Origin of the sequence: Pseudomonas sp. P867 (assembly GCF_019891455.1) — a bacterium.
Taxonomy (GTDB): domain Bacteria; phylum Pseudomonadota; class Gammaproteobacteria; order Pseudomonadales; family Pseudomonadaceae; genus Aquipseudomonas; species Aquipseudomonas synxantha_A.
On sequence record NZ_JAFLXB010000015.1, the window covers coordinates 36728 to 60603 of the forward strand.

General features: G+C 60.4%; 16 protein-coding genes and 1 pseudogene. 9 read left to right on the plus strand and 8 right to left on the minus strand.

What is annotated here, in order from left to right:
* Positions 1-41: 41 nt before the first annotated feature.
* From J1G33_RS23230 to J1G33_RS23245, 4 genes are all read right to left on the minus strand, one after another.
* Complete coding sequence (locus J1G33_RS23230) at positions 42-4484, minus strand: SpvB/TcaC N-terminal domain-containing protein (protein ID WP_223018838.1); 4443 nt, start codon at positions 4482-4484, stop codon at positions 42-44.
* The gene (locus J1G33_RS23235) at positions 4481-9196 is read right to left on the minus strand and encodes a neuraminidase-like domain-containing protein (protein ID WP_223018839.1); all 4716 of its coding nucleotides are present in this window, start codon (positions 9194-9196) and stop codon (positions 4481-4483) included. The genes J1G33_RS23230 and J1G33_RS23235 overlap by 4 nt, the downstream gene beginning before the upstream one ends.
* A gap of 34 nt (positions 9197-9230) precedes the next feature.
* Positions 9231-11840, minus strand: a complete 2610-nt coding sequence (locus J1G33_RS23240) for a Tc toxin subunit A (protein WP_032880782.1) — start codon at positions 11838-11840, stop codon at positions 9231-9233.
* Positions 11841-12017: 177 nt separating this feature from the next.
* Positions 12018-12494 carry a hemerythrin domain-containing protein gene (locus tag J1G33_RS23245; RefSeq protein WP_032880783.1) on the minus strand — a complete coding sequence of 159 codons (477 nt, stop codon included), beginning with the start codon at positions 12492-12494 and terminating at the stop codon, positions 12018-12020.
* Positions 12495-12781: 287 nt separating this feature from the next.
* On the opposite strand from J1G33_RS23245, the gene J1G33_RS23250 reads away from it, so the two are divergent.
* A complete protein-coding gene (locus J1G33_RS23250; protein WP_005788888.1) occupies positions 12782-12988 on the plus strand; it encodes a hypothetical protein in 207 nt (68 codons plus the stop codon).
* Between the two features lie 60 nt (positions 12989-13048).
* Here J1G33_RS23250 and J1G33_RS23255 read toward each other — a convergent pair whose 3' ends face one another.
* Entirely contained in the window at positions 13049-13609 is a 561-nt protein-coding gene (locus J1G33_RS23255; protein WP_148853903.1) for a type 1 glutamine amidotransferase domain-containing protein, read from the minus strand.
* Between the two features lie 27 nt (positions 13610-13636).
* Positions 13637-14140 (minus strand): DUF4142 domain-containing protein, encoded by a 504-nt coding sequence (locus J1G33_RS23260; protein ID WP_032880785.1) that lies wholly within the window; start codon positions 14138-14140, stop codon positions 13637-13639.
* Between the two features lie 197 nt (positions 14141-14337).
* Here J1G33_RS23260 and J1G33_RS23265 point away from each other — a divergent pair, with 197 nt between their 5' ends.
* The 3 genes from J1G33_RS23265 (at position 14338) to acpP (ending at position 15524) form a co-directional block, all read left to right on the plus strand.
* Positions 14338-14547, plus strand: coding sequence for a hypothetical protein (locus tag J1G33_RS23265; RefSeq protein WP_032880786.1), 210 nt, complete (start codon positions 14338-14340; stop codon positions 14545-14547).
* Between the two features lie 2 nt (positions 14548-14549).
* The gene (locus J1G33_RS23270; RefSeq protein WP_032880787.1) at positions 14550-14981 is read left to right on the plus strand and encodes a hypothetical protein; all 432 of its coding nucleotides are present in this window, start codon (positions 14550-14552) and stop codon (positions 14979-14981) included.
* A 303-nt stretch (positions 14982-15284) separates the two neighbouring features.
* Positions 15285-15524 (plus strand): acyl carrier protein, encoded by a 240-nt coding sequence (gene acpP / locus J1G33_RS23275; protein ID WP_032880788.1) that lies wholly within the window; start codon positions 15285-15287, stop codon positions 15522-15524.
* A gap of 8 nt (positions 15525-15532) precedes the next feature.
* On the opposite strand, the gene J1G33_RS23280 is transcribed toward acpP, so the two are convergent.
* Positions 15533-16315, minus strand: coding sequence for a DeoR/GlpR family DNA-binding transcription regulator (locus tag J1G33_RS23280; RefSeq protein ID WP_032880789.1), 783 nt, complete (start codon positions 16313-16315; stop codon positions 15533-15535).
* A gap of 120 nt (positions 16316-16435) precedes the next feature.
* Here J1G33_RS23280 and J1G33_RS23285 point away from each other — a divergent pair, with 120 nt between their 5' ends.
* The gene (locus J1G33_RS23285) at positions 16436-17596 is read left to right on the plus strand and encodes an alpha-hydroxy acid oxidase (protein WP_032880790.1); all 1161 of its coding nucleotides are present in this window, start codon (positions 16436-16438) and stop codon (positions 17594-17596) included.
* Positions 17597-17787: 191 nt separating this feature from the next.
* Here J1G33_RS23285 and J1G33_RS23290 read toward each other — a convergent pair.
* A pseudogene (locus J1G33_RS23290) lies at positions 17788-17976 on the minus strand (alpha/beta hydrolase); the annotation flags it as partial.
* Between the two features lie 109 nt (positions 17977-18085).
* Here J1G33_RS23290 and lexA point away from each other — a divergent pair.
* From lexA to J1G33_RS23310, 4 genes are read left to right on the plus strand one after another with little or no spacing between them, the layout of a single operon-like run.
* Positions 18086-18703 carry a transcriptional repressor LexA gene (lexA, locus tag J1G33_RS23295; RefSeq protein WP_032803494.1) on the plus strand — a complete coding sequence of 206 codons (618 nt, stop codon included), beginning with the start codon at positions 18086-18088 and terminating at the stop codon, positions 18701-18703.
* On the plus strand, positions 18703-19317 hold the full coding sequence (imuA, locus tag J1G33_RS23300; protein ID WP_223018840.1) for a translesion DNA synthesis-associated protein ImuA: 615 nt from the start codon (positions 18703-18705) through the stop codon (positions 19315-19317). Before lexA ends, imuA begins: the two co-directional genes overlap by 1 nt.
* Positions 19318-19324: 7 nt before the next feature.
* On the plus strand, positions 19325-20740 hold the full coding sequence (locus J1G33_RS23305; protein WP_032880794.1) for a DNA polymerase Y family protein: 1416 nt from the start codon (positions 19325-19327) through the stop codon (positions 20738-20740).
* Positions 20741-20762: 22 nt separating this feature from the next.
* Positions 20763-23834 (plus strand): error-prone DNA polymerase, encoded by a 3072-nt coding sequence (locus J1G33_RS23310; protein WP_223018841.1) that lies wholly within the window; start codon positions 20763-20765, stop codon positions 23832-23834.
* The last annotated feature ends 42 nt before the right edge of the window (positions 23835-23876 follow it).

Sequence of the window (23876 nt, forward strand, 5' to 3'; positions counted from 1 at the left end):
TGTCTTGAAGGCCGCTGCCTCGGCAACGGCCTTCAGTGCTGCTAATCGGCAGGATTGTCCTCCTCGGTGTCGTTTTCGTCCTCGCTTACGGTGTACCAGGCCCAATACGTTTGGCGCCGCAGGCCGCCATTGGCGTTGAGCACACTTACAGTGCGCCCCAGAGCATCATGCACCTGTCGCTCGCTGGGGCGTGAGGCGTTGAATGCCTCGTCATCGATGTACCCGGCACGGTCGGCGAAGTAAGGCCGCCAGGTCCGCGCCACGCCACCTCGGTTGTCGTATTCGACGCGCCCACTGATGCGCCAACGGCGACTGGCTTCGACTTGATCGGCGCCCTCGCTTAATGTCCCTGCGTGGTCGACCTCAAACGCGGGGCCTGATTGTGCCTGCTCCTGGGTTTGCCGCACGCGACCAAAACCATCACTGAAGGCGAGGGCTACGTGGATCTGCCGATCGGCCTCACCTGGCGTTCCCTGCCAGTGGTCGTCATGCAGCACCACGGCGTGCACCGGTACTCGACGGGTGGTCTTGATCAGGCTTATGAGCGTTTGATGATGGGGCTGCTGGCTGGGCAGGTGGTTGATGCGCGACAGCGCTGAGGCCCGAATGTGCCCGCTGGGCAGCAGGTAACCGCTGCTCACCCAGTGCCCCTGCACACTGGCAGGCGGGATGCGGCCCATCCAACTGAACACGTCATAAAAGCAGGCGCTCTGGGCATTGTTAAGGGCCGTGGCAGGATCGGCCAGCGCTTGTGTCGGGCCGCTGTCGAGGGCGCGGGTGACGGATTGCCAGTTGTCATAGCCGACAGGCGCGCCCTGTTCCTCACCCCCAAGGCCAGTGGCAATCAGATGTCCGCGGGCATCGTATTGCGCGTACTGCCGGGTGCGCTGTGCGTCGGTGACTGTCACCGGCAGGCCGATCCGGTAGTCGTAGTCGGCCTGGGTCGAGCAGCCGTCCGCTGACTGAACCTTGATCACGTGTAGCCAGTAGGCATCGTATTCGGTCTGCGTCGCGGCGTGGCTCATGCTGGCCTGGTGGCGACGAGGCCGGTAGAACCCTTCAGGTTGCGCGTAACGGTTATAGCCGCGGCCGACCGACCAAAGTGTCATTGCATCGTCCTGCCCTGCAATCGCCGAGAGAAACGCGGACATCGGGCGATAATGTTGTTCGGTCAAGGTGGCGGTGATCTGTGGGTCCTGATAGACACTCAATGCCGGCGCATCGAGTTCGGCCACTTCGACGTAAGCGGGCAAAGCCTGGAAACTCGCGGTTCCGGGCGGTAACGGCGTGGTGTGCTCCGCCAGGCAATAGTGCTGCACCGACAGCCCGCCGAGTTGGCGCTGGTCACCCGGCCTCAAGGGGTTGGACGCGTCCTCGGCGACGAATTGTTCATAGCCGATCTGCCCGTGCGGCCATGCTTGCCTGGGTAGCGTCAGTACGTTGCTGCGCTGCTGGTAAGGCAGTTGCAGGCGCCAGCGTTGCGGTGCGTCCAGGTGAATGAAGCGGGCGAGGGTTTCGTTGAGGTAGTAAGCCTGTTGTGCCGGGTCGTGCGCCGCACGCCACCACTGCTGCTCATGGGGTTGGCCGGACGGCGCGGCGTCAGTGGCGCTCTTGCGGCGGGCATAATCGACCACCACGCTGTGCACAAGGCTTGCGTAGGTGTCCCAGCGCAGATTCAACAGGTGCCGACAGCGCGGATCATCCTGTTGGCGCTCGTAGTGACAGGTGATCGATTCCAGCAGCAAAGGCAGCAGTGTCGCCGGTTCGCCAGCCTTTCGCGACGGGCTTATAAGGCGTACCAGATAACGTTGCTGCTGCACCGAGTAGGGCACGCCGTTCGGCGGTTGATCGGCGGCGGCGTAGACCTCCTCGCGCAACAGGCTACCGGCCAGCGCACGCCGCACTTGATGCCAGGTCGATGCCTGCGGGTTGGCAATCAGGGTGTCCAGAGTGCGCCCGGTCTCCAACTGGCTCAGCAGGGTCGGCCCCACCACAGGCGCATGCCGATCCCCTGCATAAAACCCCTCTCGCGAAAGCTCAAGTGTATTGAACCAGCGCTTGGTCAGTATCCCCGATGCGGTATTGGCGGACGGCGGCATATCGCTTTCCAGCACCAGGCCGAAGCCGATGAACCGGCGCTCAACGCTGTCGTGACAGGCTTCACGGTAGCGAAAATACTGGGTCAGCCGATTGCCGCTGACCTGGTCTGTTTGCCGCTGATGCCGAACCACCGGCACGGGGAAGGGCAGGCTGCTGACTGAGGCTTTCCCCGATGACTGGCGCTGGTGTTTTTCGTCGAGCCATTCCTGGGCACTGCTGCGGTAACTCAGTTGGGTGGCCGCTCCCATGTTGTTGAGGGTTGCCGTCAACAAATAAGGTTTTCGGCGGACAAAGTCGAAGCGCCAATGCCGGGGTTTGATGTGCGGCACGCTCAGGATCAGGCTGGAACAGCCCAGGCCTTGAAGGTCGGCGAAACTGACCTGACACGTCGCGTCGTGGAGCACGCCGTCTGGCCAGGGCAACGTCACGGGCGGCATCAGCCCGCTGCCGGCGCGGTTCATGAGAATCAGCAGTTGTTCGGGCTGCAGGTAAATCAGGTCCACCGCGCCTGAACCGTCGAGGTCAGCCAGGCGGATATTGGCGGCGTCGAAGCTGGCGTAGTCGAACGGCAATGCCGCAAACACGAACCCCTTGCCGAAGCGTCCGCGGCCCAGGTTTGGCCAGCATCTGATTTCATTATGGCGAATACGCACCAAGTGCTGTTGACCGCTGCCCAACGGGTCGCAGAAGGCGACCAGTTCGGTCGATGTATGGCTGAGCGTGGGCAGACCCTCGTCGGCGTGCTCGTAGGGCACTTGGAGGCCGGCGCCATACCCCTCGCCCTGATGATGGGCATACAAACGCACGCTGTGATTGCCGATCAACACAAGGTCCAGGCGGCCGCTGCCCATCAGGTCAGCGAATTGCCCGTGGGGATGGAAAAACTCCTGGGGTATCGCCGCGAACGGCGTAAAACTTGACCATTGTTGCTGCGTATCGAGGGTGAAAAAACCGCTCATGCCCGGTTGGGCCACCACCCATTCGAGGTGCCCGTCACCATTAAGGTCTGCCAGGGCCTGACGGGTGGCCTGGGCAGTGTCGGCGACGGGAATGTGTGGCAATGCCTGCCATGGCCCATAGGTCACCGCATCGAGGCCGGTCGCACGCGCAGCCCTGAGCGGTTCGCGGTAATACCAACTTTTGTCGGTACGGTGCAGGATGCCCGGCAGACCGTCGTTGCGCAGGTCCACCAGTTGATAGTGTTGCCCATCGTTGACACCCGCCATGCCGTCGAACGGCTGGTAGCGGGCGGGTTCCAGTACCGGCTTGAAGGCGCTATAGGCCAGTTCCAGGGGCGGCCAGGCGCTGGCCGTTCCCTGAGCGTCATATGCCTGGTTGTGCAAGGCATTCAAGCAACTGCCTGCGGCGTGACGGTCGGTGTGTTCCAGCAGCAGTCGCCGGGTCAGCACCGGGTCGGCGCCCATGCTCGGCTCATCCGGGAAGTAATGAAACATCAGGACTTGCCGGCAAAGCCGCTGGGTGCCGAGTTCAAAACCGTAGGCGTAATTGCAGAACGGGTCGTTGCGCGAGAGCCACGGCTGTTGCTCGGCGTAGGTCGGCACCTGGCTCAGCTCGATGTGGCGTTCGCCATAGTCGAGCAGCAGCTCGAAGTGCCATTGTTTCTCGGCGAGCACATCGGTATTCCAAAGCGCCAAGTGTTCGCAGTGTCGCAGGTTGCCGTAGCACACCCTGGCCAGGTAACGCTGCGCACGGTAATCCCTGGTGATTGGAGCGCGCTGGTCTTCTGGCTTGTAGTGGTAATAAATCTGCTCTCCCAGGGGATTGAGGCTTTCCTGCAACAGCCATTGGGCCACATGGCGGCTGTCCTCCGGGTCTGTGCAGCGAGCGATCAGGGTTTTGCCGAACAGATGTACGCAGCCGTCCGCACCCTGTACCAGCCAGAACCCGGCAGTATCACTTGAGGATGACCAATGTTCGATCCGATCGAACCTGCCCTCGACGATGGGTACATAGCGCACTACCCGATGTGCTTCACCCAGGGGCAGGCCGTTGTACTGGTCGCAAGCGGTGGCGTGAATCTCGCCATGGGCGTCACGCTCCGGGATCAGCTCGACACCCTGGGGGCTGACGAAACGGTCATCTTCGCCGTAGGCCGGGATACCCTTGCGTGTATCACGGCTGATCGCGCCCGCCGACAGTGTCCAGCCGAGTCCGAACGGGCCATTGCCTTGTGAGCTGCGATACCCGAGGCTCAACGCAGGGGCGAAACCGCGTCCGGGCGAAATCGGCAAAGGCACGTCCAGGCACGCCTCGCCCCGTGAGCCGACAGGCCCCCAACTGACGCCAGGGCCCTGGATGGCACCGCCGCCCTTGGGCAGGGCAGGGATTGCCGGCTGCAAAAAATCGGATGACTGCATGCTCATCGCAGGCCTCCGCTGTTCCTGGCGGTGTAACGCAGGTGCACGATGATATCGGTCAAGGATTTGAGCAGGTCCCGTTGCCGCGTATGGTTGGGGAAGCTCAGTTGCCAGGTGGAAATGGCGCCGGTGTATTCGAACGGCAGATAACGTTCGTCACCGTCGAAGTTCAAAGTAAACAGGCCGCTGTCGTTGAGCCCGTTGGACAGGGCGATTTCCTGCCTGGCGCGCCAGTCTTTCTTTACTGCAACCTCGGGTTTATCAGAGGTGGGCGCAAGCTGCGTGGTATTGCCGGTCTGGGTCAGGAGGGCCTTGATGTCTTCGTAGGGCCCCAGGGTGGCAGGCAGCGAGACACTGACGCTTTTGATCCGTCGCAGGTAGTGGCCAGGGTAATCGTCGTCGAACAGCTTGCGGGTCAGTTCGAAGCTCAGCGTACCGTTAGTCAGCAGTTCGGCTTTAAGCGTTGCCCAGGGTTTATCGCCTGTGGCTGAAGCGTCTTGGTCGTGAAGCTGACGCAACGACACGGTTTTGGTGATCTCCAGCAGGCGTTCGTTCTGGGTGGCGTAGGCACTGCTCATGCTCAGCAAATTCTGTTTAAGGGCTTCGCCGGCGCTGAGGCCACGGTATTGGCGAACCCAGAGCCCGGTTTGAATGAAGTGTTTGTCCCACTCCGCGCGCTCCTCTTGCCAGCACGCCTCGGCGGCCAGGCACAGGGACAGGGTGGCGTCATACGCCTGGTAGTAGAACGTCGAAAGCTGGCCGTTGAGCCATTGATAGAGCTGAGCGTTGGTAAAGCGTTTACCCAGTAGGTCATACAAGGTTCGCGTCTGGGTGAACGAGGTTTGGGCCAGGCGCAATTGCAGGCGGGTATGTTGCTCTTGTTCGGTGTAAGCCAGCAGTTGTGCATCGACCTGGGCCAGTTCCAGGCGCGCCTGCTCCAGGGCATTGCCCCATTCGGCGGCGCGGCGGGCGAACAGGTCGGAGCGGTCGAGGTGGGCGGCGTTGGCGCGCTGTTCGTTGGCCATGCCTTGGGACATGGCTTGCAGCGCGTGAAAGGCACCTTCGTAACGCACGCCGCCATTGGAGGTGCCGAAAATATTCGGTATCAGCATCGCCAGGCCCGCGCCGGCTTGAGCAACCGCGGCTGCCGTTTCCCAGTGTGCGCTGTCCTGATACGCCTGGGTGGCCTGGGCTTCTGCCGGGCTGATGCCGACCTTGAGTTGCTGCTCGAAGAAGGCCACCCGGGCCTCGACGATGCGACGTCCGGCCAGTAGGGCATGCTTGTTTCTGGTATCGACCTGCACGGCCTGGGCTTGTTGCTCGACGGCTAACCTTGCCAGTTCCCAGGCCTGTTGTTGCTGGGATTCTACAGAGTGGGCCTGCTCCTTGCGCTCCCACAGTGACAGCAAGGTCACTCCCAACTGGATCAGGTTATCGACGGCCTGCAACGCGTGCCCCAGTACCACCTGGAAGCGATAGTGCCCGGCGTGCGCAGTGCGCAGGGTTGTCTGCACGCCGGCGCCGCCGGTGCCTTGCTGGTAGGCGGCCAGCAACGTTTGGGGTGTCAGCGTGGCGGCGTAGAGCGGCAGGCTCATGGGCTTGCCGGTCAGGTCAAGGTGATGGCGAAGGTTGTACAGGCGCGCATCAACCTTGTCCCAGCGCATCAGCAGGTCCGGGCTCAGGGATCGGCACAGCCGTGCTGTGCCGGCAGGCACCGGCGTCATGCCAAGTGACGAGGGACTTTGCAGTTTGTCCAGGGTCGTGGTCACCCAGGGATCAACAGCGTTGAGCGGTGGGCGCAGCCCCAGCAATCCTTTAGCGCGGATGTACCACAGCTTGGCCTCGGCCAGACTGTCGCGGCTCATTTCCCGGTAGGCCGCGTCACCGCGATTAAGCAGGATATCGACATACAACAGGTACAGCGCCTGGCGAAAATGCACGGGGCTGCTTTTGGCCAGTCGATGAGCGCAGAGCAAGGTCTGGCTGGGTTGTGGCGTAGTGTCGGCCAACAGCATCGGCTGACGCCAATGGGCAGACTGGTGAGCAGGATCGAAAAGAAAACGTATCCAGACTTCGGCGTCGGCATATTGTTGTTCCAGGTTCAAACGGTGCGCCAACAACCAGGGCAGGTAAAGAAACAGCTCCCAGTAATACGCGCCATGGGCACCCTGGAAGTCCAGCAGGCTGTAATTCTTTTCGCCCGCCAGCGGTGGCTCACGCCAGGCGTCCGTTGGCAAGGAGAACAGGTGATGCACATCAGCCCCTGCGGTTTTTGTCAGCAGGCTCGCGACGCAGGTATTGGTACGAATGGGCGCGCGTTTGTGCTTAGGCGTAACGCCGTACTCGATGGCGCTGCCGTCGAAATCGATGAACTCCGCCGTGCCATAAGGCGCCGATGTGAGACGACGAATGCGCGGGGCCAGCGGGATGACAGGAGGATTGCTATGGGTGCCGAGCGTGAATGTGGCAGTTTTCAGCGCATAGCCCAGAATGGTAGGCGAGGGATAGCGCACATCGCTTTCCAGTATCAACACGCCGTGGATAAGGGTCAATGAGGTCGGGGGAGGATTGCCGGGGTCCTCGCCATAAGGTCTCATCGTCTGCGGCGCGAACTCGATCGGCACGTCAAAAAAATGCTTTATGGACAGTTCCGGGAAGGCATCGCGCAGGTTGCGGCGCGAGTGTTCGGCCTGCCCGACCAGCACGGTATTGTTCCTGTTCAGGGTTTCCGGCAAAGCAGCATCGGCTTGTTTCATATACATCAGTACGGGTCTGTACAGACGTTGTTTTTGGTAGAGCGTGACAGTGCCGATGAACAAGTCGTGCTTATGGTCCGGTGGCGAGCCGTGATCTTCATGGAATGTCAGCGAAACGAGGTAAGCAGAATCCGGGGCGTTGGAAAAATACTCGAAGGCTTCGCGTGAAATGTATGCCCCGTCCAGGTCCAGGGTGACGGAATCTGTGGGGGGGCTGGCATTTTTTTTCGGTGGTAGGGCAAGACTGAACGGTTCATTACTTTGATTGCGAATAAAGTCAGCCTGCTCGACTCCGGTTTTCTGGCATTTGAGGCTCAGCCCTATTTGCACGGAGGACACTTCAATGAGCACGGCGCTCTTGAGATGGATCTGTGAGGTGGCGCTCAACTTCAGTGTTTCATTTGCCCGGAGCACGCCGTTTGTACTCAAGGTCAGGGTAAACGTGACCAGGTCGTTGTCGTAGTTGAAGATCAGGGTGCGATGCGGCTCGAAGCCTTCTGCGAGCCTGGTCGTCACCTCCAGTATGGAGGTCGTGGTATTGAACTTGATATCGGCGCTCGTCAGCGCACGGATCTTGTTCTGGTGGCCTGCATAATTCCAGCCGTTGACAGCGCCATGAGGCGCGTCATGGGTTAAAGCCTCCACGTTTACCTGCGCGGTTTTCGTAGCCCTGAACTGAAACCTGGCATGGTTGTGGTGTGCAAACATGGCCAGGTAGCGCCCCGCCAGTTCCAGGTGAGACTCATCGAGCCACAGGCGCGTCTTGCGGGTGCTACCGATGCTCTCAAGCCAATGGGTGTTGAAGTGTTCGTCCACGCGAATGGCTTGGTAAAAGTTTCTATGGGTACCGTTGTTCTGCGCGGGTGCTGGAGCGTCCGGATGGGCGATGAGGCCCAGAAACAGCGACGGTGCGTGGGTGTTCGCGTCTACAACGGCAATCGTATGGGTGGCACTCATCAAGTCCTCTGAACTCAACTCGTCGAGGTCTTTGGCGATGTTGTATTCCTGGATGCACAGTTGCGGCGTGCTCCAGCTGTCATCGAGCTTTTTGAACGAGAAGTACAGCCGGAACTGCAGGTAGGTACTTTGTATCCGGGTATCCAGGCGTTGCTGGTAGTCCTTGTCGGATTCAACGTCGCCGCGTCCAAACGGGGTGATGTCTTTGGTGGAGGACATCGGATTGATACATTGGGCCCACACCAGGAAAAGACGGCCATTGAACACCACTGGGCGGATCGTCTGTTCGGGAACATTGTCGTCGATGGACAGATGGATTTTTTTCCATCCCGACCAGGCCGTTGGGTTGGGAGCGGTGCCCTCGGCTGGGCGCTCAGACATAGCCAGCGTGCGCCAGTAATAGGTGTTTTCAGAGCTGGATTTGCCAATGAAGTAATAGGCGCTGCTGGCGAAGCTGTCCTTGTCGCCATCGATATAGCCATTGAGGGTTCTGATATTGGCGAGTTCTTCGAAGCGATTGAGGTAACCGTGGACAGCCTTCAATAGCGATGCCGGCTCGGTCCGGAACTGGTTCAACTCGTCTTCCAGTTGTCTGAAACTGTCGCTCTTGTCGTGGCGCAGGGTGGGGCTCAGGTAACTGGCCGGGTACTGGCGAAGTTGTTGGTTGGCACGCCACAGCGAGTAGGTCAGCAAGGTGTCTCGCCATTCGGTCTGCTGGGCATGGCTCATGCCTGTTTTTTCGTAGCCGGGTTCCAGGCCCAGGTAGATGGCGTTGATGTACTGCTGAAGGCTGGCAATCGCGCTGGCAATACGAGTAGTGGGCACCGCGTGGCTGACCTGGGGGTCGAGCAGCCAGTAGGTGTAGACATCGTCGACGCGCTTGAAGGTGTCGGCCAGTTGCAGTGCCTGCACGGTGGGATCTTCGGGCAGTACGGTGTTCATGTAGAACGCCAGCATCGCGTCGCGCAGCTGTTCGTTGAGGTATTGGGTGATGGGGGCAGACATGGTCGTTCCTTGATCCGGTCGCAACAAAGCGGTGTTATGGGGCGGTAGTGATCAATGCCGAACCGACGTGTTTCCAGTCCTCATTCATCAATGTGGCGTGCAGGTCGGTCGCCTTGAGCAGGGTTTTGGCACAGAGCCCGGTGAGTCTGACGGTTTGGTGGCAACGCAGGATCCAGTCCAGGTCGGCCAGGGTTTTTACCTGTTTGTTCGGGAGATGGTCGACCAGATGCTCGATCTCGCCGGCGTCCCACTTGAGCAGGGCGGCCAGTCGTGGGCTGGCCGAGGTGTCGACGTCTGCCGCAGAGGGTGTGTTGGCGCGTTGCAGGTAATCGAGAACGCTGTGTTGGGCAAGCCCATAGGTGTCGAGGCAGTGGGCAAAGCGCTGCAGCAGGTACAGCGTGTTCAGTGTCAGCTTGAGCAGCGAGCCTTGCGTCTGCTCCTGGCTCAACCAGTGCGGGTGGAGCAAAAAGGTGTGCAGGGTCTGGCGGCTCACCGTCAGCTCCAATAACACTTCGGCGTCCGGCAACAGCAGCAGCAGATGTTTGACCAGGTCAAGGGGCGATTGGGCGGTGGCCGCACGGGCAATCTGTCGGGCGGCGAGCTTGCGCGATTGCAGGTACAGTGCCGGATCGCCAGGCAAATGCGAGGGGGCGCCGAACAGCGCATCGATTTTTTCCTTCAAAGGCTGCAGCTGCCGATAGAACTCGCCGAGCTTCTTGGTCACTGCGTGTTTGGCATCAGCGTGCAGGGTAGCGTTGCGGGTCGGGTCCAGGCTCAGGGTTCGAGCTTCAATGAGTTGCACAAGTGCCTTGGGCAGTTCGCTGGGAGCTGGCGGCTTGAGCTGGGGGTGGCTGTGCAGTAGGCCCTGGACGATGAGGGCATGCCAGGGAATAGGCGCGGCCCTGGTGTCAGGTTCGGGCTGGGGCAGCGTAAGGTCAGCGATGTCTTCTTGCGCCAGCAGCCCCTGTCGGGTCAATTGCACCAAGTCATCAAGCTGGGTGAGGTACGCCTGGACCTGGGCCGGCTGTGCGTCTTCCTCCAGGACTAAACGACGGCGAAGTTGATCAACCGATTGGCGCGCGTCCTTGAGCCAACCGAGCAGCCAATCCATTTGCATCAGCATATCGAGCATGTCTGGCGGTGCATTGACGCCGGAGCTGCGTAGGGAGGGGTTGACCAGTTGGACTGTGTAATCCGTACCGCCGAGCAGTGCCGCCACGTGATGACTGTCGAGCACCGATAACCCGAACAACCGTGCGATCCGGGCCTGGCGGTACAGGGCGCTATAGAACGTCAGCGTCGGGCAAGGCGAAGGCAGGTATTGGCGCGCCTGTCCGATCAGCCAATGCAAGGCGTCGGGGGTGTCCCCAAGGTTCAGACCGGCACACAGCCGATGTCGCAGGTTGTCCGGCAGCGCTTCATGCAGCGCCAGATTTGGCACATCCACCCGCAGTGTCTCGCCGGGCATTGAAGCGTGGTTGAACACCTGGTCGTACAGCGACAGGCGATTGCCCGACGCCCACACAGGAAGCTCATCCAGCATCGCCGCAAACTCTTCAAGTGGCAGGCCATGACGCCGCTCCAGGTAGCGGTAGACACCCAGCGCCCGCAGGGTATTGTCGTTGCAGGGCTGATGCGGATCAGCATCCTGCTCACGTCGCACAACGCTGATCAACAGCGCGTCCAGATCCTCAAACGGCAGTTGCGTCCAGCGTTGCAGGCGAATCATTCGGTGCAGGCGCTGGTAGCGGTTCCATGAGGTGTTTTGCAGTTCTGTGTGCTCTATCGACAGCGGTTGCCGCGTCTCGGCATTGCTGGTTATTGGGCCGTTCACGTAGGCTGCCCGTTCATGTGTCTGCAGCTCGGGCGTCGGCCTTGGCAGCGCGGCGGCAGATACATTGCCCGAGAGCACCGGCAGGTACCTGCCACATGCCAGTAATGCCTGAGCCTGGTCGCGAGTCAGAGCGGTTTGGTGCAGCCAATGGGGCGTTTTTCTGAGCGACTCCTCCTGGAGGCCATAGTGCCGCGCGAAAAACTCAGTGGCGTGCACATTCCCCGAGTTTTCCAGAAACGGTTCCGTCAACAAGTTTTGCTGTGCAGGGCTCAAGCCGCACAGCAATCGCTGTGCTTCATAGGCCGCGTGCCTGACGACGCCGTAGGCGTTCTGAGCGCGTTGGGTAATGGGCAGCTTCAGACTGATGCGATAGCTGAGTTCACCCAGTTGCGGCTTGCCTGCGGACAAGCTGAGCCAGCATTGCCGATGGGCTCGTTCAAACGGCAGTGCGAACGGAAAACGTTGAAGACCAAGCACCGTATCCAGCGAGCGTCCACGGTTTTCACCGGTGGTCTTTCCAAGGTATGTGTCGATCTGGTGAGTGAGGGTTTCATTAATGATCGACAGTTGGGGGATCACAGCCGTCAGGCTGTGTTCGTCGATGGGCAATGCCTTGAGCTCAGGTCGCCGCTGGTCCAGGGTGACTTTGCCGGCTCGGCCTTTTCCGCTGTCCTCAAGCACCTGGGCAAATAAATACAGCGCCTTTAGATAGGCTGCCGGTGAATCGACTGCAGCCATGGAGGAAGCCGAGCAAAGCAGCTCCCAGTCTTCCTTGAAGAGCCTGGTGTAGGTGGGCGAATGCGTGTCCATTTTGGTGAATCTCCTGAAAGCCCAGTGCCAATGCCATGGGCAACGGCACGCTAGCATGGGCGTCCAGGCCGGCTCGGTCGGCCGGGTCGCCGAGTAGGCGAGGAGAAATCACTGGTGAAGCTCGATAGCGCGACAGACCCCGTGGGGCCGTCGCTTGAGCTTTCATTTGCGGGTCAATCAGGCCGCGAGGGGTTTGTTGGTCGAGGCCTTTTTGTAGGCCGCTTTCATCGCCTCCATTTCGGCCCCCAGCTCTTCAAGTATTGCCTTGCCCAGCAGTTTTTTCGCCTGGGGAAACATCTCCGTTTCTTCCTCTTCGATGTGGTGCTCAAGCAGTTCCTTGACCACTTTCACACGGCCTGAAAATTCGGTGGAGGAGGGTTCGGTCTGCTTCAGGTCGGGCAGCACCAGCGAGTCGACGGTGCGGTGCTCTTCCTTGGCCTCGTGGTACATGATGTCTTGTTCCTTGCCACCGGCTTTTCTAAAAGCGGGATAAAGGATTTCTTCTTCGAGCTTGGTGTGCAGGGTGATTTCCATCTCGAGCTTGGCTAGCAACTCGGTGCGCTTTTTAACCCCGCGCTCGGTGGACTCGCTTAGTTGGGTCAGCAGGGTCTTGACGCGTTCATGGTCGGCTTTAAGCAGGTCGATGGCATTCATGTGCAACCTCACGGGTAGTTGTCGGGCATGTCGAAACGCACGCCTCGTAGTGAGGGAATTGCATCAGCCGTACCAACTTTAATCGGGGTTAAATAACTATTTAAATCAAATAGATAGGGATTTATATGGGCGGGTTCGTCGTGCAGCTTGCATGGTCTGGCCCTTTCGAGATTGCACAACGCACTCCTGCCGGTCACGTGCCGGGCTCGCGTGAGCGTTCCTGAAAATTCTAATGGAACCCTTGAGCGATCTGCTTGACCTAACCTTTAGACCTCAGGAGGTGAATCATGCAAATAGAATATATCTGGATCATATTGGCAGTGATTCTGCTGCTCTTGGAACTGTGGGCGATCAATATCGTCTTGCGCAGTACCGGTGGCTGGGAGACCAAGGGACTGTGGGTGGTGGTACTGGTTTTCGTGCCGCTGTTGGGGTTGATCGCATGGGCGATGTTCGGCCCCAAGCGCGAGATGGCTGAGCATCGCAAGAGCTGAGTCGGTGAGCCATATAAAAACAGGCGCCCATGGGCGCCTGTTGTCATTCGTTAGCCATGATCAGCCGGCCACAGCTCTGGCAATCGCCTCATTGAACGCCGGCAAATCGTCCGGCGTCCGTGAGGTGATCAAGGTCCAGCCATTGGCTTTGCATTCCTTGACCTCAGCATCCACTACGCCCGCAGCGCCAGCGTTTTCCAAGTCGATGCGTACGCTTTTGTACGAGGTCAGGGTTTTGCCCTTGACCACGCCTGCGTCGATCAGCGCCCACGGGCCGTGGCAGATCGCTGCGATGGTCTTGCCGGCCTTAGCGAACTCGTTGATCAAGCGCAGCGCCGCGGCATCCTGACGCAAAGTGTCGGCATTCACCGTCCCGCCCGGGATGACCAATGCATCGAAGTTGCTGCCGACCACATCAGACAATTGCACATCGGACTCAACTGTCCCGTCCTTTTCGGTATCGCCGACAAAGGTCTGGGTAGTGCCGCCCTTGCTGGAGGCGTGCGTCACCGTCGCGCCATAGCCACGCAGGGTTTCCAGGGGTTTGAGCAGCTCGTCGCGCTCGATCCCGGTGTTGGACGTGATGACGAGGATTTTCTTACCCGTGAGTTGCGAACTCATACTCAGATGCCTCCGGTGTCAGGTTGATTATTTGGCGTATTTGCTTTGCAGTTCCTTGGCCATTTTCAAGTGAGCTTCAAGGGTTGGCAGCGTCTTGGTGGCGAAAGCCTTCAGCTCGGCATTGTCCGAAGAGGCCGCTTCTTTCTTGAACAGTTCTACGGTTTTTTCATGGGCGGCCACCTGGTTGTTGGCGTAGGCCTTGTCGAACGATTCGTCGCGCATTTCCAGAATCGCTTTCTTCGCCTTGTCGGTCAGGGCGGCGTCATCCGGAACCTCGATATCGAGTTTTTTTGCCAAGGCCATCAGCTCGTTGTTGGCTTTGGTATGGTCGGTCACCATATGCTGCGCAAAGGTTTTTACGTCTGCCGAGCTGCTTTTTTCCAGCGCCAGCTTGCCGGCTTCCACCTCGGTAATACCGCCCTCGGCGGCGTTGTCGACAAAGTCGTTGGACGTGGCCGCCATAGCGGTCGAAATCGAGCCGGCAACGAGTGCGAACGTCAGGCCCATTTGTTTCATCAGTCGAGTTGTCATGGTGTCTCTCCTCAGGAAATGGCGCGATGCCGTACCCAAGTGTTGAGCGGGGGGGCGAGCAAAAGGTTTAATTTTTTTTGCGCGTGTTTGCCCAAAGGTCAGGTGTGGCAATTTCCTTGAACCAATTCAAATTCAGCGTGTTCTGCTGCATAAGGCCGCCACTGTTTGGAAGGCCGTTATAGGCAGGAGATTGCACTGTGAACGAACACAAGAGCGCCGATAAAACCCCCGACCCCGTCAGCTCTGAAGACGCGCAGAAGGGTAAGGCTGAAGGTCTGAAAGGGCAGACGCTGGAGCGTGCGAACCCGAAGACCGAAACCATCGACAAAGTGGTGACACCCACCTCGATCAAGGACATTGAACGCCAGACGGATGCGATCAACGAGAAGCTCGACAAAGGGCATTGAGCATGGCCCGCTCCATCAGCGCTGCCCAGTTGGGCATCGAGCTAAAACCCGATGATGACGCCAGTCTGTTCAAGTGGTTCATCGCCAGCTTCCTGATGGGCAAACGCATCCAGGCGCCCATCGCTGCCCAGGCTTACAAGGTGATCGTTGAGGAGGAGGGGCGTGATACGCCGCGCAAATTGCAGCACTGTACATCGCGGGAGTTAGTGGCGATGTTGGGGCGGGCGCATTACGTGCGGTATGACGAAACCACGGCGCAGCGCCTGTTGGACCTGAGTGCCCGGCTCAATGCCGATTACGGCGGCAAGATTACCGGGATTCGGCAGGCCAGCGAAGATCGCCAGGCGTTTGAACAACGCTTGGGTGAATTCGATGGCGTCGGCCCCAAGACCATCGAGATTTTCATGCGCGACGCGGCGGATGTGTTGTTTTGATGCCAACGCTGTATGTGGGCTGCACTGGTTGGAGCTTGGGCGAGGTGCCAAGTGGTGGCACTGTCGGGCTTTTTTTATAAGTGACCCGCCGTCAGGGCTGAACCCTTTACTAGGTCTAAAACGGCAGGTTTCTAAGCATCGAACGATATCTGTGGATACACAGTCATTGCTTATTGCGAACCGATATAGCCGACTGTCAATTCTGACAGTAGAAGCTTTTTTACCTGTGCGTATCTTTAAAGGCGTTTACATGCCTGCTTCAAACGGCTTGGTTTCGATAACGTTAAGCAAGGGTATGCAAAAATGACTGATATAGAGCAACGTGTTAGGAAAATAGTGTCTGATTATTTAGAGATTTCTGAGGCTGAGTTTAGTAATGAGGCATCTTTCATTGACGACCTGAGTGCCGACTCTATGACACTTGTTGAACTCGTCATGGATTTGGAGGATGAGTTTGGCTTCGAAATTCCGGACAAAGACAGCAATAAAATTACCACGGTCCAAGATGCGATCAATCTCATGACGAATATGGCTAATCGCTAATGCTGCAATCAGATCTCCACCCGCAGCACTTCCACGCCTGATTGCTCATATGCCTCCACCCCCGGCGCATCCCACTCGGTAATCAGCGTATGAATACGGCTGCACGGCGCCACCACAAACGGTTCCACTGCACCGAGTTTGTCTGAGGTTGTCACTGCAACCACTTGGGACGCGCTGTCGATCAAGGCTTGCTTGACTGCCACTTCGGCAAAATGCAGCGAGGTAATGCCCACTTGCGGGTGCAGTGCGCACACGCCGGTAAACAGCAGGTCGGCCTTGATGCTCTGGATCAGGCGCAGCGCTTCATGCCCGCCGGTTGAAAGGGTGGCGGGGTTGAGTTGGCCTCCGGCCAGGATCAGCGTTACATGCGGATGGTCCGCCAGGGCGATGGCGATCATCGGCGATGGGGTGACCACCGTCAGGTGGATCGCCTGCGGCAGTGACTGGGCGATCTGCAGGGTGGTGGAGCCGGAATCGAACAGCACGATCTGGCCGTCTTCAACTCGCTCGGCCGCCAGGCGCGCGAGGTGGCGTTTGACTTCGGTGGTTTCGCCGACACGGGTGAAGAAATCCTTGCCGGTGTCCTTGGGACGAGGCAGGGCGCCGCCGTGTACGCGCTGCAATAAACCGGCGGCGGCGAGTTCGCCGAGGTCGCGGCGGATGGTGTCCTGGGACACGGCGAAATGCTCGACCAGCTCGGAAGCCGTTACCTTGCCGTCGCGTTCGAGCAACAACAGGATCTTTTGTTTACGCAGGGAAGGCAGGTCAATGGCTTGATGAACGTTATGCATGTTTATGCGCTTTATTGCGGGTTTATGCGAGATTAGTCATCAGCTTCGATAAACGCAACGGCTGGTTGCGTGGGCGATGGCCGGTTACTCTCTGTGTTCAGTTCAGGGAGAGGTGACCCGATGTCGTTGATCACAACCATCGAAGACTTACGCAAGCTGGCGCAAAAACGTGTGCCCCGGATGTTCTACGACTACGCCGATTCCGGCTCCTGGACTGAGAGCACCTACCGCGCCAATGAAAGCGATTTTGCGCGCATCAAGTTCCGCCAGCGCGTGGCACGCAATATTGATGAGCGTTCGATCCGCGCCAGCATGATTGGCCAGGACATGGCCATGCCCGTGGCCCTGGCACCTACCGGCCTGGCAGGCATGCAACATGCCGATGGCGAGATCCTGACCGCACGAGCCGCTGCGGCGTTCGGCCTGCGCTACACCTTGTCGACCATGAGTATTTGCTCGCTGGAAGACATTGCCGAGCATGTCGGCCAGCCATTCTGGTTCCAGCTTTATGTGATGCGCGACCGTGGGTTTATCGAGCAACTGATCGAACGCGCCAAGGCTGCCGGGGTGGATGCGCTGGTGCTGACGCTGGATTTGCAGATCCTGGGGCAACGCCACAAGGACTTGATCAACGGCTTGTCGGCGCCGCCCAAACTGACCCTGCCCAATATCCTCAACATGATGACCAAACCGCGCTGGGTCATGGGTATGCTCGGCACCCAGCGGCGTGGCTTCGGCAATATCGTCGGGCATGTGAAGGGCGTGGCCGACATGAGTTCGCTGTCGTCCTGGACTGCCCAGCAATTTGACCCGCGCCTGAGTTGGGACGATGTGGAGTGGATCAAGCGGTGCTGGGGCGGCAAGTTGATCATCAAGGGCATCCTTGACGTGGAGGATGCGCGCCTGGCGGCCGACTCCGGCGCGGATGCGTTGGTGGTGAGCAACCACGGTGGTCGGCAACTCGATGGCGCGCCGTCGAGTATCAGCCAGTTGCCCGCCATTGTTGAGGCCGTAGGCAACCGTATTGAAGTGTGGCTCGACGGTGGTATTCGTTCCGGCCAGGACGTGCTCAAGGCCATGGCGCTGGGCGCCAGGGGCACCATGATCGGTCGCCCGCACTTGTATGGCCTGGGGGCGATGGGTGAGGCGGGCGTGACAAAGGCGCTCGATATCATCGCCCGTGAGTTGGACGTGTCGATGGCGCTGTGTGGCTATAACGATATACGCGATGTGAACCGCGAAATTTTGCTGCCTGGCACCTTTCCTGAAAGTGCTGCCTGAGCAAAAAAACGTAAAAATATAAAAAGAGTTGTCCACGAAAACCGTGGGTATCTCTGTGGATAACTTTGCGAAGGCCCGGCTGCGTTGGCGATTTGCGTGAAGATCATTATTTGATCAACTTGTGTTTCGGGCCAGTATGGGCAGGGTTTGCGCTTGACAGCCAAACGCGAACCCAGTGTCGAAAAGTGTATTTATGACGCGTTGTCGCGCCCTGTGGAGTGTGTCACTTCCCGGGCGGGTATCTGCGTGCGCATCAGGTTTTCCAGCGCCTTGCCATAGTTGCGAGCGGCCAGGCTCATGCTGTTGTTATGGCTGGCACCGGGCACCCATAACAATTGCTTGGGTTGCTGGGCGGCTTCAAATAATTGCTGGCTGAAGCGCGTGGTTACGTGCGGTAGCTACAAAGTTGTGTAGATATTTATGCGGTGATGACCAGGCAGTTGATCGCCGACTGACGGTTGTTGTCAGAAATTTCCTACAGGAGTACAAATGTACTCCATGACCAACCTGACTCCCCGCCGTACCGCCATCCTGACCTTCATTCGCGAGCGCATCGCGCACCAAGGCCAGCCCCCCAGCCTCGCTGAGATCGCCGAGGCGTTCGGCTTCGCCTCGCGCAGCGTCGCCCGCAAGCATGTGGTGGCCTTGACCGAAGCCGGCTTCATTGAGGTCAACCCCAACCAGGCCCGTGGCATTCGTTTGCTCAATCAACCCGCGCGTCCCGAGTGGCTGGATGTCCCGGTACTTGGCCGCGTGGCGGCTGGCCGGCCCATCGGTGCCGATGCGGACGTGCACAGCCACTTGCAACTGGATCCGGCCACTTTCGCCAAGACCCCTGACTACCTGCTGCGAGTACAGGGCGATTCGATGATCGAAGATGGCATTCTCGACGGAGACCTGGTGGGCGTACGTCGCAGTGCCGAAGCCTTGAACGGGCAGATTGTGGTGGCGCGTCTGGATGGTGAGGTCACCATCAAGCGTTTTGAGCGCAACGGCGAGCGGGTGCGTTTATTGCCGCGCAACCCGGCATATCAACCCATTGTGGTCGGCCCCGACCAGGACCTGGCCATCGAAGGGGTGTTCTGTGGCCTGGTGAGGCAAGGCTGATGGGCGCCATGGTTGCCCTGGACTCGCTGTTCAATGGCGGGCGAGTCTGGAAGGGCCGGCCCGCCGCACCACCGGCCAGCGTGCACCCCACGGGGCTGGCGGCGCTGGATGCGGTGCTGCCCACTGGCGGCTGGCCGGAAGCGGCCTTGAGTGAAATCCTCATGGCCAAGGACGGGGTGGGCGAATTGCAACTGGTGCTGCCAACCCTGGCACGCTTGTCGGCCCTGGGTGAGCGCATTGTGCTGGTGGCGCCGCCCTATACGCCGTATCCCCATGCCTGGCAGAACGCCGGGGTAGATGTGCGTCAGCTTTCCATTATCCAGGCCCAGGAGCGCGATGCGCTGTGGGCGGTGGAACAATGCCTGCGCTCCGGCAGTTGCGGTGCGGTGTTGTGCTGGCCGCGCAAGGCCGATGATCGGGCCTTGCGGCGCTTGCAGGTGGCGGCGGAAACCGGACAGACCCTGGCATTTGCCTGGCGCTCCTTGAATGAGGCGGTCAATGCCTCGCCCGCGGCCTTGCGCCTGGCGGTCGAGGCAAAGCCTGCACAAGTGCGCGTGCTCAAGTGCCGGGGCGGGTTGGCCCATCCGGCACCGATTGCCCTGGCGGGGCATTGAGGTTGCCATGCGTTGGGTCTGTATCGTATTCCCGCAATTGGCGCTGGACGGGGCGCAGCGTGTGCATCCCGAACCTGACCAGCCTCTGGCACTGCTGGCCGGCACGCCGCAGCGGCGTGTGCTGCAAACCGTCAACGCCGCCGCCCGTGCCCTGGGCTTGCGCCCTGGTCAATCGTTGACGGCAGCCCATGCCCTGGCCAAGGGCTTTGCCTGTGTGGAATACGACCCTCTGGAAATCGAGCGCTTGCAGCAGTTGCTTGCCGCCTGGGCCTACCGTTTCAGTTCCCAGGTCAGCCTGTATTACCCGCGCGCCTTGTTGTTCGAGATCGAATCGAGCCTGGGCCTGTTTGGGCCCTGGTCGCAGTTCGAGGCGCGCTTGCGCAAGGAGTTGACCGACCTTGGCTTTCGTCACCGCATCGTCGCAGCGCCCAATCCGGCGGCGGCGCGGGTGTTGGCAAACCTTTACGATGGCCTGGCCGTGGCCGATGACAACGCCTTGATGCAGGCCCTGGCGCCACTGCCTGTCGACCGCGCCGGTCTTGACCCGCAGGCCGCCACCGCCTTGTCACGCATGGGCCTGCGCACCCTGGCCCAGGTGCAGGCATTGCCGCGGCATACCCTGGCGCGACGTTTTGACGCCAGCCTGCTCAAGCACCTCGACGCCCTGAGCGGGCAACGCCCCTTGGCCCTGGCGTTCTATCAGCCGCCGGACCAGTTCGAGGCGCGCATCGAGTTGAACTTCGATGTGCAATCCCACCAGGCCTTGCTGTTTCCATTGCGGCGCTTGACCGGCGACTTGTCGGCCTTCCTTTGCGGGCGCGACAGTGGCGTGCAGCGCTTTGACCTGCACCTGGAACATGCCCAGGCGCCCGACAGCGTGATCAAGGTGGGCTTGCTCAGTGCCGAGCGTGAGCCTTTGATGCTGTTCGAACTGGCCCGTGGCCGCCTGGAACAGGTCCAGGTCACCTCGCCGGTGCGCGGTTTGCGTCTGGTGGCCGAGGACTTGCCGGTGTTCGTGCCCCAGCGCCAGGACCTGTTCGACGACCGCCCGCAGCAAACCCTGCCGTGGGAACAATTGCGCGAACGCTTGCGTGCGCGCCTGGGGGATGAGGCGGTGCAGGGCCTGCGCTTTCACGCTGACCATCGTCCCGAATGCGCCTGGCAAGCCGCGACCGACAGCCGTCCATGCCCGAGCTTGAACAAGGTGCGGCGCCCCGGCTGGTTGCTGTCCGAACCGACGCTGCTGGCCGAGCAGGGCGTGCACATTCTGATGGGCCCGGAGCGCATCGAATCCGGCTGGTGGGATGGCGCCGATATCCGCCGCGACTATTACCTGATCCAGACCCGCGCCGGCCAGCAAGGCTGGGCCTACCGCAATGTGGGGTGCAGCGATGGACTGTGGCTGCAAGGCTGGTTTGCATGAGCTCTGTAGGGGCGAGTAGCGCATGAGTTACGCCGAACTGCATTGTCTGTCCAACTTCAGCTTCCAGCGCGGTGCCTCCAGTGCACTGGAGTTGTTCCAGCGGGCCAAACACCAGGGCTACAGCGCCCTGGCAATCACTGATGAATGCACCTTGTCGGGCATCGTACGGGCCTGGCAAGCAGCGAAAGCGGTGGATTTGCCGCTGATTATCGGCAGTGAAGTGCGCATCGAAAACGGCCCCAAACTGGTGCTGCTGGTGCAAGACCTCAACGGCTACCAGCATCTGTGCCGTCTGATCACCCTGGCCCGTCGCCGTGCTGAAAAAGGCCGTTACCGCCTGCTGCAGGAAGACTTCGAGCAACCATTGCCCGGCCTGTTGGCGCTGTGGGTGGCGCAGGACCATGACACCCAGGCCTCGATCCAATGGCTGTGCCGCACTTTCAACGGGCGCCTGTGGCTGGCAGTGCAGTTGCATTGCGGCCAGGACGATGGGCGTCACCTGGAGCAGCGCCTGGACCTGGCCGCCCGGTTGCAGATCCCGGCGGTGGCTTGCGGCGATGTGCACATGCATGCTCGTGGCCGCCGTGCCCTGCAAGACACCATGACCGCCATCCGCCATCACGTCGCGGTGGCCGACGCCGGTACCTTGTTGCATCCCAATGGCGAGCGGCACTTGCGCAGCCTCGATGCCCTGACCGCGCTGTACCCGCAAGCGCTGCTTGACGAAACCCTGGCGATTGCGCGGCGTTGTACCTTCGACCTCAGCCAGTTGCGCTATCACTACCCACGCGAACTGGTGCCGACAGGTCATGACGCCGCCTCCTGGTTGCGTGCGGTGACCGAAGAAGGCATTGCCCGGCGCTGGCCCGAGGGCGTCGATGCCAAGACCTTGCAGCAGATCGACAAGGAACTGCTGCTGATCAGCGAGTTGGGCTACGAAAGTTATTTCCTCACGGTGCACGACATCGTGCGCTTCGCCCGCAGCCGCTCGATCCTGTGTCAGGGCCGTGGCTCGGCGGCCAATTCGGCGGTGTGTTTTGCCTTGGGTATCACCGAAATCAACCCGAGCTTGAGCGACTTGCTGTTCGAGCGCTTCCTTTCCAAAGAGCGCAATGAACCGCCGGACATCGACGTAGACTTCGAGCACGAGCGCCGCGAAGAAGTGCTGCAATACGTATTCCAGCGCTACGGCCGCAATCGTGCAGCGTTGACGGCGGTGGTCAGCAGCTACCACGCCGCCGGCGCAGTGCGCGATGTAGCCAAGGCCCTCGGGCTGCCACCAGACCAGATCAACGCGTTGGCCGACTGCTGCGGGCGCTGGAGTGATGACGCGCCACCTCTTGAACGTCTGCGTGAAAGCGGTTTCGATCCGGACAGCCCACTGCTGCGCCGCGTGTTGACGCTCACCCGGCAACTGATCGGCTTTCCCCGGCACCTGTCCCAGCACCCCGGCGGTTTCGTGATTTCCGAATACCCGCTGGACACCCTGGTGCCAGTGGAAAATGCGGCCATGGCCGAGCGCACCATCATCCAGTGGGACAAGGATGACCTCGACGCCGTCGGCCTGCTCAAGGTGGATATCCTCGCCCTCGGTATGCTCAGCGCAATCCGCCGCTGTTTCGATTTGTTGCGTCGGCATCGCAACCTGGATTTGAGCCTGGCAGGCATCCCAAAGGAGGATCCGGCGACCTACGCCATGATCAGCAAGGCTGACACCATCGGCGTGTTCCAGATCGAATCGCGGGCGCAGATGTCGATGTTGCCCAGGCTCAAGCCGCAAACGTTCTATGACCTGGTGATCGAAGTCGCCATCGTGCGCCCTGGGCCGATTCAGGGCGGCATGGTGCATCCGTATTTGCGCCGCAGAAACAAAGAGGAAGCAGAAACCTATCCTTCACCCGAATTGGAGGCCGTGCTCAAACGCACCCTGGGTATCCCTTTGTTCCAGGAACAAGTGATGCAGATCGCGATGGTCGCCGCCGACTACAGCCCTGGCGAGGCCGACCAGTTGCGCCGCTCCATGGCCGCCTGGAAACGTCACGGCGGCCTGGAGCCGCACCAGAAGCGACTGCGCGACGGTATGCTGGGCAACGGCTACACCGAAGCCTTTGCCGCGCAGATTTTCGAGCAGATCAAAGGCTTTGGCAGCTATGGTTTCCCCGAGTCCCACGCGGCCAGTTTTGCCCTGTTGACCTACGCCAGTTGCTGGCTCAAATGCCATGAACCGGCGGCCTTTGCCTGCGCCCTGATCAACAGCTGGCCCATGGGTTTCTATAGCCCGGACCAGATCCTGCAGGACGCCCGGCGCCATCGCTTGCAGATTCGCCCGGTGGATGTGCAGGCCAGTGACTGGGATTGCAGCCTGGAGCCCATCGATGGCCAGCAACCGGCGATTCGTATGGGCTTGCGCATGATCTCGGGGTTTCGCGAGGACGACGGGCGGCGTATCGAAGCCGCACGCCACCGGCAACCGTTCAGCGACATCGCCGACCTGGACGCACGCGCCGGCCTGGATGCCCGGGCCCAGGCGCTGCTGGCGGATGCCGGTGCATTGCGCGCGCTGGCCGGCAATCGACACCAGGCGCGTTGGGACGTGGCCGGTGTGCACAAGCAGCTCGGCTTGTTTGCCGGCCAGCCAGGTCAGGATGAAACCGTGGTGGCATTACCCGCGCCCAGCGTAGGCGAGGACCTGCAAGCCGATTACGCCACGCTGGGCACCACCCTTGGGCCGCACCCCTTGGCCTTGTTGCGCGCCGAGCTGCGCAAGCGACGCTGCCGCAGTTCCCAAGAGTTGCTGGCGGTGGAGCATGGGCGCAATGTGAGCATCGCCGGGTTGGTGACCGGTCGCCAGCGCCCTGGTACGGCCAGTGGCGTGACCTTTGTCACCCTCGAAGATGAATTCGGCAACCTCAATGTAGTGGTCTGGCGCGACCTGGCCGAGCGCCAGCGCCGGGCGCTGGTGGGGTCGCGCCTGCTCAAGGTGGATGGGCGCTGGGAGGCGGTGGGCGAGGTGCGGCATTTGATCGCAGGGCGCCTGACCGATTTGACGCCGCTGTTGGATGGCATGGTGGTGCGCAGCCGGGATTTTCATTGAGTTCAGTGGTTTCTGCATTCCAGCGTACACAAGATGAAACCA